Below are 14,084 nucleotides of genomic sequence, written 5' to 3' on the forward strand. Positions count from 1 at the left end.
TCTGTTGAAAATCGTGTATTACGTACTCGCGTTACTTGCGGGTATCGCTTTAAGTGTCGAAGGGGCCATCTATGGTGAGCTCGGGAACTTCGTCGGAAAACTCGAAAGTAGCTTTTATAATTTCTTCGCCGGTACGATCATCATCGGGCTGATCGTCCTCTTCTTCGGAAAAGGTTCACTCGGCTATACATTCCGCGCACCGAAATGGACCTTGCTCGGTGGTCTACTCGGTAGTATCTACTTGACGATCCTAATCATCAGTATCCCGCTCGTTGGTGTCGGTCTCGCCATGATCAGTGTCATCATCGGACAAATGATCGCCAGCATGGTCATCGAACATTACGGCTGGCTCGGTAGCCCGAAACGTCCGATCAATCGTGACAAGCTGACGGCTTCTGCTTTGATGCTCGTCGCTCTATTTCTTATCTTTTAAGGAGGTTCGCTCGTGAATATTCTATTACTCGGTTTTACATTACTCGGCGGCGTGATGCTGAGCGCCCAGTCCTCGATCAACGGTGCCTTCAGTCAAAAGGCAGGGGCTCTGGAAAGTACGTTCCTGACGTTCTTCACCGGAATGCTGATTCTCGCACTCGCCATCCTATTCTTTGGTCAAGGAAACGTCTTGCTTTTGCTTGAAGCACCACGTTGGCAACTGAGCGCCGTCCTATTCGGCGTCAGTTATCTCTTCCTGACGATTCTTGCTGTCCCGCAAATCGGTGTCACGGCAGCTAGTATCGCGACCGTCATCGGTCAACTCGCAGCAGGTATGGTCATTGATCACATCGGTGCGTTCGGTGGCGTCGTCGTTCCGCTCGACGGAAAACGTCTGCTTGGTCTAGTTGCGATGCTGGCTGCGCTTTACTTCGTCTATCGCGGGAACACACGCAAAGACGTGTCCGCTTCATCTGATTCGATGGCATCGTGACGATTGTCCTCACGATTCGTTCACGCGCTTTCCTCAGGCGAGACACAAGCCAGTCTCGGCTGTCAGTGACAGCCGACCCGGGTCTTGTTTGTCTCTGACAGCGCAATATCTTGCGCTTTTTCCTGTAGGAGTCGCGTGAACAACGTGAGTCCGACTGTTTCTCATGATCTATCAAATAGAACATAAAAAAAACCGAAATGCTGAAGTGGATCTACTTCAGCATTTCGGTTTTTTCGTGTCGAACAATCCGTTGATGCACGTGCAAGACGAAGACTCCTGCGGGAAAAGCGGAATGGGTGAGACCCCGTAGGCGCGAATGCGGCGAGGAGGCTCGCCTTCCGCCCGCGGAAAGCGAAGTCTTGCACGAGAATCAACACTTGTGTTTTATAAATACCTTATTGCCCCAGCTGTTGTCTCTTCAATAAGCGCAACGCTTCCGTCGCAAGACGATGATCCGCTTCCTGCGATAAACCGGAAACGGTGATCGTACCAACGACACCGACTCCTTCGATTCGGATCGGGAACGATCCGCCGGCATCGGCATAATCAGCTGGCGAGACCGCATACATCGAGTGGTACGAGCGATGTTTACTTTCATTATACCGACGCATGTAGAGCGAGCTATAGCCATGCCGCAAGACGACGTTCGATTTCCGGCGGATCCACTCTTCCTGATCCGGTGCCGTACCGTCGAGCGCTGCGTAATATAAACGCTGCCCGTTTCGTTTGATTTCAACGGCAATCGATAAGTTCTCCTTCATCGCCCGTCCGATCAATTCATGCCCCATCCCAATCGCTTCCGTATTCGTCAAGGACGTCAAGACGAGTTCGTCCTCTTCCGCTAGCAACACCTTCAATTCTTCCATGCATCCCATTCCTTTCGTAAAAGGCGTCGTCCTTCATCACTGCTGGTACGCACTGCTTCAATCAAGCGCATCGTTTTTTCTGCGTCACGTAAATCGACAGGTACTCGTCCTCTGCGAAGTCCTTCTGCCAATTGTTCATAAAACGTCGCATAACTGCCTGGAAGTGTCGCGAGACGCTCGACTGGCTGATCGGCGATCTGAAGGTAACCGTAGGAATCTACTTCATCTTCACCGAGCTGTTCGTTCACCGGATGACCTTTCGCAAGCCGTCCTTCTTGCGGGTCCATTCCGTATTTAATGTAACTGCCGCGCGTCGCATGAAACTCGAAACGTGGCGTTGGTCCTTGGATGAAAGACGTCGAACGGAGAATGACACGACGCGTACCGTAATGCAGCGTGACATGGAAACCGTCATCAACGACAGCACCGTCACGTTGCAGATAGACGTCGCCCGTCAGTGCATCCGGTTCTCCGAACAAGGCAAGTGCTTGATCGAGTAAGTGTGAGCCGAGATCAAACAGGATGCCGGCACCGCTTCCCGCTTGTTCCCGCCAGCGTTCCCGAACGACCGGGCGATAGCGATCAAAGCGTGATTCAATGACTTGCCAGTCGCCGATCTCGTTCATTTCCATCAATTGTTCAAGTGTCAGGAAGTCACCGTCAAAGCGACGATTTTGATAGACGGCGACTTGAACGCCGTGTTGTTTCGCTAACGTTTGCAGCGTCAGTGCTTCTTCGATCGTTACGACAGCCGGCTTTTCGAGTAAGACGTGCTTTTTTGCTTCAATCGCTTGTTTTGCCATTTCGAAATGGAGTGCCGTTGGTGTCGTGATGATGACGAGTTCCGTGTTCTCATCCTGTAAGGCTTCAGCAAGTGTCGCGACGACCGTCGCCTTACTGAAATGTTGTGCTACCTGTTCCGGTCGACTGGAGACGACTTGCGTCACTTCAAATGCCGGTAATGTCTGTAAGAACGGAACGTGGAACGTCACCGCTGAAAAGCCGAATCCGACGAGCGTCGTTTGAATCGGGTTCATGTTGTTTCCTCCTCTGTCACGTCGAGATCGACATGATAATGATCTAGTCGTTCTTGCCACGTTGCATCTGGTACTTGATCCGTAACGAGCACATCGATTTGCTCCCAGTCACAGACCTTATGCAAAAAACGCTTATTGAATTTCGTATGGTCTGCGAGGACGATGACACGGGTCGCGCTTCGAATCATCGCTTTCTTTACGACCGCTTCTTCGAGTTGTTCCGCAAAAAGTCCTTCTTCCGTCAATCCACATGCTCCAAGAAAAACACAATCAACTTGATAATTCAGGATGTCGTCTGCCGTCTTGATCCCACTCAAGCTACGCGCATGCCGGTCGAAACGTCCTCCCGTGACATACAGCTCAATATCCGTGCGAGCTCCGACATAGTCTGCGATATCGAGGGAGTTCGTGATGACTTGTAGTGGATATGGCGGAAGTGCTCGTGCCATCTCAGATACCGTCGTTGCAGCATCGAGCAATAAGCGATCGTTCGCTTGGACGTGACACGCTGCACGCTGCCCGATCCGCCGTTTTTCCGGTTTCTCTGTCCGCTGTTCATACGCAAGCGTTCCACCAGCACGGACTAATCCATTCTTAACGCGAATGATCTCCCCTTCTTGTTCGAGGACGATGACGTCACGACGTGCAGTATCTCGTGAAATCTGATACTCCTGCATCAATTGATCGAGCGAAATTTCAGGACTCGTCTTGATCCATTCTCGCATCTGTTGCAACCGTTCGATTTGCCCCATCGATTCCTGCCTCCTTTTTCTTTATATTAAGTTTTTTCATTACAATATGCAATTTTAATGCAAATAGTTCAACAGTAATTCGGGTAAATAATAGAAGACAACTACTTTCAGAACGGAGGAATTGATATGCAAACGATGTTGATCACGGGTGCTTCTTCCGGTATCGGTCTTGCGACGGCGCAGCGATTCGCAGACGCCGGATGGTTCGTCTACGCTGGTGTCCGGAGTCCAGACGAAATGACCGTGTCGTTACCGACGCTTACCTTCTTGCCGCTCGATGTCACGGATGAGACAAGCGTGAAAGCAGCCGTTCGTCAAATTGAACAAGAAGTCGATCATCTCGACGTCGTGTTCTGTAATGCCGGTCATGGTTTGCTGCGCGCACTCGGTCAAGCGACGAGTTATGAAATCAAGCAACTCTTCGAAACGAACGTCTTCGGTGTCATCCGAACGATCGAAGCTTGTCTCCCCTTACTCAAACAAGCACTGGACGGTAGTCACTTACTCGCGACTTCAAGCGTCAGTGGTCTCGTCGGTCAACCGATGAATGAACTGTATTGTGCCAGTAAGTTCGCGATCGAAGGGCTGCTCGAAAGTCTTGCGACCTACTATAAACCGTACTTCAACATCGACGTCACCCTGATTGAACCAGCCGCCGTCGAGACGAACTTTACCGCAACGGTTCTCGATCAACTCGAACGTACGGGTGGCTTACACGAAGACGACTTCAAACCGATCATCACGGCTTATTTGCAGACGTATCGGACGCGACATGCCGATCGCCAATCGGCAGAAGCTCTGGCTGAGGTGATCTTCGAAGTCGTCCACCGTGACGAACGTCCGTTACGAATCCGGACGACGGAAGCCGATGAACATTTCGTCGCCCATAAGACGCATCATGATCCGTCAGGTCTCGAAGGGATTGCCAAAATACGACGGCTGACATTAAATCTCGACTGATTTCCCTTTTTTTGAAATTTCAATCCGCCTAAGCAATCTTTGCCAACTATACTGAGACTATCTACCTAAAAATTATCTAGAAGGGCGGAACGCCATGCCATCCTTGTTTCTTTTTACGATCGTCTATCTGATTCCGACCTTCATCATGTTCTACATGTCGATTGATATATTTTTACGCAATCCATCACGTCCGCAACACCGACTGCTTAGCTTATTCACGTTCGCTTACGGGATGTTGTTCCTTGGTGAATTTTTCCGGAATGCCTCCCCGATCGAGTTTAGTCCGGCATTCGTGACCTACTGGTTCGGAAACGCTGGTCTGATCGTCTTCAGTACATCGCTCCACTTCATCTTTCGCGTCTCGAATTTGTGGAAACGAATGCCACGCTTACTGTACCCATGGATCTTCTATCTGCCGATGGGCGTCGTGCTGACGACATACGTCTTCCAGACGAACGTCATCAACAGTCAGCAATTCACACAGGTCGGACAGTTCATCTACCCTGAATTCAACACACAATATCTAGTGACGATGACGGTCGGGAACATCTTCCATCTTCTTGTCATCGGTCTGCTCGTGTACGCACGGACACACTTGAAAGATGCACGTCGTGGCATTATCAACGTCTTACTCAGTGTCGCGATTCTCGTTCTCGCGTGGGATATCGTCTTCGGCTACTGGTCGTTCTACGGCATCATGCCACCGTATGCCTATATGTATGGCGGTTTGTTCTGGGCAGGAGCACTGGCGATCGCAATGCGCCGATTCGATTATCTCGCGTCCTATCAGAAGCGTTTCGCGACGCTCTACAATTTGAATCCTTCGGCAATCCTGCTACTCGACCGGGATGGACGAATCGAGAGCGCCAATCCAGCCGCTCATCGCCTGTTTGAGACCGATGACTTAACGGCATGTACGTTTTCGACCTACTTGCCGGATAAAAAACAAGCCGATTGGTCGCTGCATTATATGACGCACTTTTTATCACAGCGGAAGTTCAACGAATTCGAGACGAAGATTTTGACAGCGCAACAGCAAGAACGCTACGTCGTCATGGATGCCGACTTCGTCTTCATCGAACAAGAGCTGCACGGGATGCTGTTGATTCGTGATATCCAGTCCTTCAAGGAAGCGGAGCAGACAATTCGTTTCTTCGCCTACCACGATCCGTTGACGAAGATTGCGAATCGCCGGAGCTTTTACGAACGTGCGGCGCAAGAGTTACTCGAGCTTGATCATATCGCGATCATCGTCGTCGATCTCGACGGTTTCAAAGCCATCAACGATACGTACGGTCATCAGATTGGCGATGCCTTTTTGATTCATATCGCTCGTCTACTTGAACATCATGCGGAACAGAATGGGTTCGCCGCCCGTGTCGGTGGCGACGAATTCTTCTTACTCTATCGTCATCCGACTGTCGCTACGCTCCATGCCTATGCTGCGAATTTGTTGACGTACTTGCAAGACAACCCTTACCGGTTCGCTGAAGAAACCATTGAAATCCGAACGAGTATCGGACTTAGTTACTCACCCAATCATGGCGTCGATCTCGACACGCTGATTCAGCATGCTGACCAAGCGATGTATCGCGTCAAACATGCCGGAAAGAATGATTATTTCATTCATGATACGATGGACTCGACGCAACGATCCTAAAGGAGAGATTCCATGATTTCTGTACTGACGATTTTTTCACGTTTATTCAAGGGATTGCGCCGCGCCTTTCACTTATCTTACTTTCGTGGTCTATTGATTCTCTGCCTGTTGACGCTCGTCTCCGGGACGATCTTCTATAGCACGGAAGAAAACCTGTCGATGGTGGATGCACTCTACTTTTGTATCACGACACTAAGTACGGTCGGGCATCCAACATTCGTTCCGACGACGACGCTCGGTAAGGTCTTTACGATGGCATATATCACGATTGGCTGCGGGTTGTTCTTAACACTGATTGCCACACTATCGTATGTCCTGATTAAACAACCGGAGGATGAATAAGGGGGAATGATCCATGCGCCAAGCTGCCATCCAAAATAACTTCGATTGGTGTCGCCTCGTCTGTGAGTCAGCCGGTTGCCGGGTGACGGAAACTGATTCGACCTGGCACGCTCAAGGAAGCGTACCGAGCTATTATCCGGAACTGATGGTCCGACTTCCCCATCAGCGAATTGGTGTCACGGATGTCTATAGCATCAAGGACTGCACGGCAAGCTATGATTTCTCGAATGCCGGTCTCAGTCATTTATTCACAGCGGAATGGATGACCCGCCCTGCCATACTCGATCGCCGTGCCCTTCCCGTCGATTGGTCCGTCGTGACGGATCTCGATCAGTTCGCTCGCTTCCAGTCGATCCAGGCAACACCGGAGTTGCCCACAACATTATGGCAACATCCCGCTGTCCGCTTTTTCTATTCAGAGGCGCAACAAGCAAGTTGCATCGCCTACTCGAATCAAGTGACGACCGGACTGACGTACGTCAACTCCGATTACCTCGACGAACGCTTATGGGATGATATCGCACGTTTGAGTTCAGCACATTTTCCCGGTCAATCGCTCGTCGGTTACGAGTATGGTGATCACCTGATCACGGCGCTTGAAGCCGGCTTTGACGATGTTGGTCCACTCGCGATCTGGATTCGCACGACGAATGATCACACATGAAAAAACCGAACCGATTCCCTTCCTCTTGACGAAGGTGAATCGGTTCGGTTTTTTTACATTAAGCGGCTAATGAATGCCGTGGCGATCCCGAAGTAGACGAGGAGCGACAAGATATCGTTCAACGTCGTGATCAATGGTCCGGATGCGATTGCCGGGTCAATCTTTAGACGATGCAAGATCAGCGGAATGATCGTTCCAGCAAGTGTCCCAAAGATCAACGTAATGACGAGCGAGCTGCCGACGACAAGACCTAAGACGGCACTTCCTTGCCAGACGTAGGCGATGACGGCAATCAAGATGCCACAAATGACACCAATGATTAAACCAACCCAGAGTTCCCGCAAGATTAATCGAGTCGCGACCCGCTTATCGACTTCACGCGTAATCAATACGCGGACGACGACCGCGAGCGATTGGGTACCGGTATTTCCGGTCATCCCGGCAATCATTGGCATGAAGAAGGCGAGCGCGACGACTTTTGAGAGCGTCTCTTCGAACTGGCTGATGATCGATCCGGAGACGAGCCCGATGAACAATAGCAAGACGAGCCACGGCAAACGACGGGTCGCAGCAATCCACGGCTTCGTCTCGAAATCGATCGATTTACCGGACGCCGAGAGTTTCTCGATGTCTTCGTTCGCTTCTTCCCGTAAGACGTCAAGCGCATCATCGACCGTGATCAGTCCGACAAGAATATCGCCCTCGACGACGGGTAACGAGACGAGATCATAGCGTTCGAACAGTTGCGCGACCTCTTCCTGATCGGTCTCTGCTGCGACCCGGATCACCTTCGTCTCCATGACGTCACTGATCCGTTCCGTATTTTCAGCTAAGATGACATCCCGGTATGAGATGACCCCAACGAGTTCACTGAGTTGATTGACGACGTAGACATAGTTGATCGTCTCCGAGTATTCGATGTAGTCGCGCATCTTCTCGACCGTCTCACCGACCGTAAAATCCTCTCCGACCCAGATGAACCGGTTCGTCATCAAGCGTCCGGCCGTTTCTGGTGGATACGTCAAGAGATTGCGGACGATCAGAGCCTCGTCCGTCCGCATGCTGCCAAGCAAACGGTCGGTCTCTTCCGGTCCCAGTTCCTCAAGTACATCCGCGACATCATCGTTCTCCATTAAATCGAGGACGTGCCCGGCACGCTCGACGTCTAAACGACGTAAGACGGCGAGACGTTGCTCCCCTTCGAGCTCTTCGAGGACATCTGCCAATCGCTCGTGATCGAGATAGTCGAGGAGTCGTGCCTGATCGTCTTCGCCCAACTCTTCATACACTTGCGCGATATCATACGGATAGACCTCTTCGATGACTTGCTGTGCTTGCTCCCGTTTTTCCTTCGCGAGTGCATCAAGCAAGAGCCACTTCCATTGCTGTTCTGCTGTCTGACGCAATCTCCTCACCCCCTGTATTCTGCCTTTTCATCTTAGCACGAGTTGATTCGCGATCGATATCGAAAAACAGTTGACATCTGTTTCCTACGGCTTTAAAGTTTGCCTTAAGGAAACATTATTTGTAGACCAAATCTTTCTCCAGAAATTGGAGTTAAAATTTTTATCCTACTTTTTGCCCTAAGGAAACTTTCCTTCTATATACCACAAAACCAAAGGAGTGATCATTCATGTACGCCCTTGACGTTGATCGTCTCACCGTCTCTTATTTTGATACCCATGCACTCGACGGAGTGTCCGTTCGCCTCCCGTTCGCTTCGTTGATTGGCATCATCGGACCGAACGGTGCTGGTAAATCCACATTCTTAAAAGCCATCCTCGGTCTGATCCCGGCTCGGATCGAGCAGTTACGCGTGCTCGACCAATCACTCGAAGACGTCCGGTCACGCGTCGCATATGTCCCGCAACGAAGTGCAATTGATTGGGACTTCCCGGTTCGTGTGCAGGATGTCGTGTTAATGGGCTGTTATCCGAAGCTCGGCTTATTCAAACGACCATCGAAGGCACAAAAAGCGTTCGCCATGGAATGCCTCGAGCGCGTCGGTATGGCGGGTCATGCCGAACGCCAAATCGGTGAACTGTCAGGTGGACAGCAACAACGGGTCTTTCTGGCGCGCGCCCTTGCCCAAGAAGCAGAGCTGCTATTGCTGGACGAACCGTTCGTCGGCATCGATGTTGCGAGTGAACAGATGATCATCGAACTCTTACGGACCCTTCGAGCCGAAGGGCGGACGATCGTCGTCGTCCACCATGATTTGCATAAAGCAGAGGACTACTTCGACACATTGATGCTGTTGAACAAACAACTGATCGCTGTCGGTCCGCCGTCTGATATCTTGACACCGGAATGGCTCGAACTAGCATATGGCTTACCCCTATTCGAACGACGCAAGGAGGGACAAGGATGACGTTCATCGAGGCATTACTTCAGTATGAGTTCTTACAAAAAGCGATGATCACCGCCGTCATGGTCGGCATCATCTGTGGTGTGATCGGTTGTTTCATCATCCTTCGCGGAATGTCGTTGATGGGGGACGCAATCTCGCACGCCGTTTTACCTGGTGTTGCGATTTCCTACCTACTCGGGATCAACTTCCTGATCGGTGCTGTCGTGACGGGTCTCGTGACAGCGCTCGGAATCGGCTTCGTTAGCCAGAACAGTCGCATCAAGAACGATACGGCAATCGGAATCATGTTCACATCGGCCTTCGCCCTCGGGATCATCCTGATTTCGTTCTTGCGTAGCAGTAGCGATCTCTATCACATTCTGTTTGGTAACGTCCTCGCGGTCCGTCCGAGCGACATGTGGATGACCGTCATCATCGGATTGATCGTCCTCGGTGGAATCTTCTTGTTCTACAAAGAGTTGCTGATCAGCTCGTTTGATCCAACGATGGCGCAAGCCTATGGACTATCAACGCGCTGGATTCATTACGGACTGATGACGTTACTGACACTCGTCACCGTCGCTTCACTTCAGACCGTCGGCATCATCCTCGTCGTCGCGATGTTGATCACACCAGCAGCGACCGCGTATTTACTGACGAACCGCCTCTCACGGATGCTGTTCCTAGCGGCAGGATTCGGTACGTTGTCCGCCATCGTCGGACTGTATTTCAGCTTCACCTATAATCTATCTTCCGGTGCGTCGATCGTCCTCGTCGCGACGACGTTGTTCGCACTCGTCTTTGTCTTCTCACCACGTCACGGTCTGATGCGTCACCGGAAACGAAAGGAGTCTACTGTATGAAAGTAAAACTTTTTCTGTTCGTCCTCCTCAGCACAGTGTTACTTGCTGCTTGTTCGACACCAGCAGAAGATAATGGAAAGCTGAAGGTCGTTGCGACATATTCGATCCTCGCTGACCTCGCACGTGAGGTCGGCGGTGAACATGTCGATGTCCACAGCATGGTCAAGATCGGTGCAAATCCGCACGAGTATGATCCACTTCCAGCAGACGTACAAGCGATGGCGGATGCTGACGTCGTCTTCTACAACGGGTTGAACTTAGAAGCCGGCGGTGCGTGGTTCGATAAACTGCGGGCAACGACTGGCAAAGACGCATCTGACGCGCCCGTCTATCGTTTAAGTAAAGGCGTCGAACCGAAATACCTGACGACGAAAGGCAAGGAATCGGAGACCGATCCGCACGCGTGGCTCGACGTAAGCAATGGGATACGCTACGTCGAAAACGTCAAGCAGGCATTAATCAAGGAAGATCCAAAGCACAAAGCCGACTACGAAAAAAATGCCGATTCTTATATCGAAAAACTGCAGACGCTTGATCAGGAAGCGAAACAGCAGTTTGCCGCTATTCCGAAAGCAGAACGTCATCTTGTCACGAGCGAAGGAGCCTTCAAATACTTCGGAACCGCCTATGACGTCAAAGCGGATTATATTTGGGAGATCAACTCAGATAATCAAGGAACTCCGGCTCAAGTCCGCCGGATCGTTGATACGATCAAGGAGCAAGATATCCCTGTCTTATTCGTCGAAACAAGCGTCGATCGACGGAGCATGGAAACCGTCTCAAGGGAGACTGGCGTTCCGATCGGCGGCACACTCTTCACTGATTCGCTTGGCGCACCTGGAAAAGACGGTGATACGTATTACAGCATGATGCAAACAAACATCGAGACGATCACAACAGCACTTGCCAAGTAAGCGTCAACAAATCGTCACGCCTTCTGGATACGTCTTTCCTTATAATGAAAGCAAGACGATGAAAGAGAGGCTTCCTATGCAGACACGACTTTATCGTTTCGCACTTCCACTCAGCCTTAGCCTGCTTCTTGCCGCGTGCGGGACGGCTGATCAAACGGGTGCTCCGAAAACAGAACAGACGAATCACGGAGACCATGCGGACCATGCCAGCCACGGTGCTGGTGATCAACTCGAGAAGACCGCGGGACCAGACACATTACCCGCTTTTCTGAACGAACAGGATGAGTCGATCCAGACAATTTACCGCTCCGTCGCTAAACATCCTGATCTCTTGAAGAAAATGCCTTGTTATTGCGGTTGCGGCGAATCTGCTGGTCATACAAGCAACTATGACTGCTTCATCGAAGAGCAGACTGCTAGTTCCACGACCTGGACGACGCACGGCATCACGTGCGGCACCTGTCTCGATATCGCAGCACAGTCGATTGTCGCTTATCAAAAAGGTAGCTCCGTCAAGGAAATCCGGACTGCCATCGATCAAGCGTACGCGAAGACTGCTGGCACACCGACGCCGACGCCAGCGCTTTAAAAATAGCCTGCTTCTTGTCACGAACCATGTGATCTGAAGCAGGCTATTTCGTTTAGACCGTCACAGCAACTTGCGCCGTCAACGCCATCGTATTTTGTTCCGAATCCTTAAAGAACGCCATCCACGTCTCTTCCGTCTCGGAACGCGTAATCATGTGTGGTTCTCCGAGAAAAACGACACCTTGTTCTTGCATCCGCTTATATTCTACTTGCAACGAATCAACCTCAAAATATATAACGGAACTCGGATGATCGAATGCCTCTGTCTCTGGCAAAGTTAACATTAATTGAATATTCCCACACTGAAGGAAAACCATCGTCTCGAGTTCAAATAGGACGGATAATTGCAACACATCCCGATAAAATGCTGTACTACGCTTAATATCCTTCACTGGAATTCCAATCTGTTGAATGCGTTTCATTTCATTTCCTCCCTCTGTTTGGCTCGTAAGACAAGCGGTCGACCCGACAACAGCTCATCCAGTTGATAGTACGTATGTGCCCGAATCGGTCGATCCGTTCGTGGCAGGTGACGAAGCTCATATGCCACTTCGAGTAAGTAAAACTTGTATTCCTCCCCTTCATCAAAACCGAAGCTCGCGCGCCGTTCTTCGATATACGCAAGGACACGCTCCTGTTGTGAGAACGAGAGCCGCTGGACTTGTGGGGCGAGTGCCTCGTGCGGAGAGAGCACGATTTCCCGCTCCGTGCGATACAATCGATGCATGACGCCACCACTTTGACGCAAGGCAATCAGACGCGCGGGTCGATATGGACGGGGGTGCGGATGCGCATGGACGAGGTAACGTTCAATCGTGACTTGAGTCGGTCCTGCCGGTAGAGAGATGACGTCATACATACAAAATCGCTCCTTCTCAAAAAATAATAGCTACTCTCATATGCTACCATATCTATCTAGCATTATTCCGTTGACGACAGAAGGGGAATCCGTTTTCAAAGTTTCGCAACTGGTTTTAAGACGAAGCGAGCGTGGAACAGATGGAGAGAAGCGATTCCTATCTGGAAAGGATGATTGTAGATGTCGAACATGTCCGCTGTCGGTTTCCACCGACACTTACCACTAACGGAACACGAAAGTCTGATTGACCTGGAACTACCACGCCCGGAAGCAACGGGACACGATCTCTTAGTTGAGATCAAAGCTGTCTCCGTCAACCCGGTCGATACGAAAGTCCGTGCTCACGGGAAAGAAGAAGACGCCCCGAAGGTTATCGGTTACGATGCAGCCGGAGTCGTCGTTGAAGTCGGCGATGATGCCTCCCTCTTCCAAGTCGGTGATGAAGTTTATTACGCCGGTGCAATCCAGCGCCCCGGTTCAAACAGTGACTTCCAACTCGTTGATGAACGAATCGTCGCCAAAAAGCCGGAACGGTTGACGTTCAGCGAAGCCGCTGCTCTCCCGTTGACGACGCTGACAGCTTACGAAGCATTGACCGATCGTCTCGGATTGACGTTTGATGCTAAGTCGAATCTCGAGAAGACGATCCTCATCATCGGAGCTGCTGGTGGTGTCGGTTCAATCGCGACACAACTCGCGAATCACGCTGGGCTGACCGTCATCGGAACGGCGTCGCGTGACGAGACGATTGATTGGGCAAAGGAACACGGTGCACATCATACGATCAATCACCACGAGGCATTCCGTCCTCAGCTGGAAGCCCTCGGTTACAAATACGTCGACTATATCTTCTGTCTCAATGCGACGGACCAACATTTTGAGACGATGGTCGATGTAATTGCACCACAAGGGAAAATCTGTAGCATCGTCGAGACGGATCAAAAACTCGATTTAAGTGCGCTCCAACAAAAGAGTGCGACGTTCGTCTGGGAGTTCATGTTCACGCGTCCGCTGTTCGAGACAGAGGACATGATCCGCCAACATGAGATTCTGACACAAGTCGCAACATGGATCGAAGAGCATACACTTGAGACGACGGTGACACAGACGTTAATCGGCATGAACGCTGACAATCTGAAAGAAGCACACCGTCTCGTCGAGAGCGGAAAAACGATTGGGAAGATTGTCGTCGAACATCATTAATGGGCATCGGAGCAGGTTGGGAGTAAAATCCCGTCCTGCTTTTTTGTCGTTCTAAGTTTTCTTTGTGAACCTGTATCTCTTACTTTGAAGATATTTTAAGC

General features: G+C 50.8%; 17 protein-coding genes. 11 read left to right on the forward strand and 6 right to left on the reverse strand.

What is annotated here, in order from left to right; genetic code table 11:
* Window positions 1-4: 4 nt before the first annotated feature.
* Window positions 5-433 carry a DMT family transporter gene (locus K7G97_RS14900; RefSeq protein WP_023469565.1) on the forward strand — a complete coding sequence of 143 codons (429 nt, stop codon included), beginning with the start codon at window positions 5-7 and terminating at the stop codon, window positions 431-433.
* Between the two features lie 12 nt (window positions 434-445).
* Window positions 446-925 carry a DMT family transporter gene (locus tag K7G97_RS14905; RefSeq protein ID WP_023469566.1) on the forward strand — a complete coding sequence of 160 codons (480 nt, stop codon included), beginning with the start codon at window positions 446-448 and terminating at the stop codon, window positions 923-925.
* 395 nt (window positions 926-1,320) lie between these two features.
* Here the strand turns inward: K7G97_RS14905 and K7G97_RS14910 are convergent, their stop codons facing one another.
* Genes K7G97_RS14910 through K7G97_RS14920 form a run of 3 tightly spaced genes read right to left on the reverse strand, consistent with a single transcriptional unit; the run spans window position 1,321 to window position 3,580 of the window.
* Window positions 1,321-1,791, reverse strand: coding sequence for a heme-degrading domain-containing protein (locus K7G97_RS14910; RefSeq protein ID WP_023469567.1), 471 nt, complete (start codon window positions 1,789-1,791; stop codon window positions 1,321-1,323).
* On the reverse strand, window positions 1,779-2,828 hold the full coding sequence (locus K7G97_RS14915; protein ID WP_223040949.1) for a Gfo/Idh/MocA family oxidoreductase: 1,050 nt from the start codon (window positions 2,826-2,828) through the stop codon (window positions 1,779-1,781). Before K7G97_RS14915 ends, K7G97_RS14910 begins: the two co-directional genes overlap by 13 nt.
* Window positions 2,825-3,580, reverse strand: a complete 756-nt coding sequence (locus K7G97_RS14920; protein WP_223040950.1) for a DeoR/GlpR family DNA-binding transcription regulator — start codon at window positions 3,578-3,580, stop codon at window positions 2,825-2,827. Before K7G97_RS14920 ends, K7G97_RS14915 begins: the two co-directional genes overlap by 4 nt.
* 126 nt (window positions 3,581-3,706) lie before the next feature.
* On the opposite strand from K7G97_RS14920, the gene K7G97_RS14925 reads away from it, so the two are divergent.
* The 4 genes from K7G97_RS14925 (at window position 3,707) to K7G97_RS14940 (ending at window position 7,206) form a co-directional block, all read left to right on the forward strand.
* Entirely contained in the window at window positions 3,707-4,540 is an 834-nt protein-coding gene (locus tag K7G97_RS14925; protein WP_223040951.1) for an SDR family oxidoreductase, read from the forward strand.
* Between the two features lie 94 nt (window positions 4,541-4,634).
* Window positions 4,635-6,200, forward strand: a complete 1,566-nt coding sequence (locus tag K7G97_RS14930; protein ID WP_223040952.1) for a sensor domain-containing diguanylate cyclase — start codon at window positions 4,635-4,637, stop codon at window positions 6,198-6,200.
* A gap of 12 nt (window positions 6,201-6,212) precedes the next feature.
* Window positions 6,213-6,542 (forward strand): potassium channel family protein, encoded by a 330-nt coding sequence (locus tag K7G97_RS14935; protein ID WP_047394390.1) that lies wholly within the window; start codon window positions 6,213-6,215, stop codon window positions 6,540-6,542.
* A 13-nt stretch (window positions 6,543-6,555) separates the two neighbouring features.
* A complete protein-coding gene (locus tag K7G97_RS14940; RefSeq protein ID WP_223040953.1) occupies window positions 6,556-7,206 on the forward strand; it encodes a hypothetical protein in 651 nt (216 codons plus the stop codon).
* A gap of 53 nt (window positions 7,207-7,259) precedes the next feature.
* Here K7G97_RS14940 and mgtE read toward each other — a convergent pair whose 3' ends face one another.
* Entirely contained in the window at window positions 7,260-8,612 is a 1,353-nt protein-coding gene (gene mgtE, locus K7G97_RS14945) for a magnesium transporter (protein ID WP_223040954.1), read from the reverse strand.
* Between the two features lie 227 nt (window positions 8,613-8,839).
* Between mgtE and K7G97_RS14950 the strand changes: the two genes are divergently transcribed.
* The 4 genes from K7G97_RS14950 to K7G97_RS14965 all read left to right on the forward strand — a co-directional run bounded on the left by K7G97_RS14950 (window position 8,840) and on the right by K7G97_RS14965 (window position 11,922).
* Window positions 8,840-9,577, forward strand: coding sequence for a metal ABC transporter ATP-binding protein (locus tag K7G97_RS14950; protein WP_223040955.1), 738 nt, complete (start codon window positions 8,840-8,842; stop codon window positions 9,575-9,577).
* On the forward strand, window positions 9,574-10,419 hold the full coding sequence (locus K7G97_RS14955) for a metal ABC transporter permease (protein ID WP_058264503.1): 846 nt from the start codon (window positions 9,574-9,576) through the stop codon (window positions 10,417-10,419). Before K7G97_RS14950 ends, K7G97_RS14955 begins: the two co-directional genes overlap by 4 nt.
* Window positions 10,416-11,333 (forward strand): metal ABC transporter substrate-binding protein, encoded by a 918-nt coding sequence (locus K7G97_RS14960; RefSeq protein WP_223040956.1) that lies wholly within the window; start codon window positions 10,416-10,418, stop codon window positions 11,331-11,333. Before K7G97_RS14955 ends, K7G97_RS14960 begins: the two co-directional genes overlap by 4 nt.
* A 76-nt stretch (window positions 11,334-11,409) precedes the next feature.
* Window positions 11,410-11,922 carry a PCYCGC domain-containing protein gene (locus tag K7G97_RS14965; RefSeq protein ID WP_223040957.1) on the forward strand — a complete coding sequence of 171 codons (513 nt, stop codon included), beginning with the start codon at window positions 11,410-11,412 and terminating at the stop codon, window positions 11,920-11,922.
* Window positions 11,923-11,974: 52 nt separating this feature from the next.
* Here K7G97_RS14965 and K7G97_RS14970 read toward each other — a convergent pair whose 3' ends face one another.
* Complete coding sequence (locus K7G97_RS14970; protein WP_223040958.1) at window positions 11,975-12,343, reverse strand: VOC family protein; 369 nt, start codon at window positions 12,341-12,343, stop codon at window positions 11,975-11,977.
* A complete protein-coding gene (locus K7G97_RS14975; protein WP_195864325.1) occupies window positions 12,340-12,780 on the reverse strand; it encodes a hypothetical protein in 441 nt (146 codons plus the stop codon). Before K7G97_RS14975 ends, K7G97_RS14970 begins: the two co-directional genes overlap by 4 nt.
* A gap of 189 nt (window positions 12,781-12,969) precedes the next feature.
* Here K7G97_RS14975 and K7G97_RS14980 point away from each other — a divergent pair, with 189 nt between their 5' ends.
* The gene (locus K7G97_RS14980; RefSeq protein WP_223042050.1) at window positions 12,970-13,983 is read left to right on the forward strand and encodes a zinc-binding alcohol dehydrogenase family protein; all 1,014 of its coding nucleotides are present in this window, start codon (window positions 12,970-12,972) and stop codon (window positions 13,981-13,983) included.
* Window positions 13,984-14,084 lie beyond the last annotated feature (101 nt).

This window comes from Exiguobacterium acetylicum (assembly GCF_019890935.1).
GTDB classification, from domain to species: domain Bacteria; phylum Bacillota; class Bacilli; order Exiguobacteriales; family Exiguobacteriaceae; genus Exiguobacterium_A; species Exiguobacterium_A abrahamii.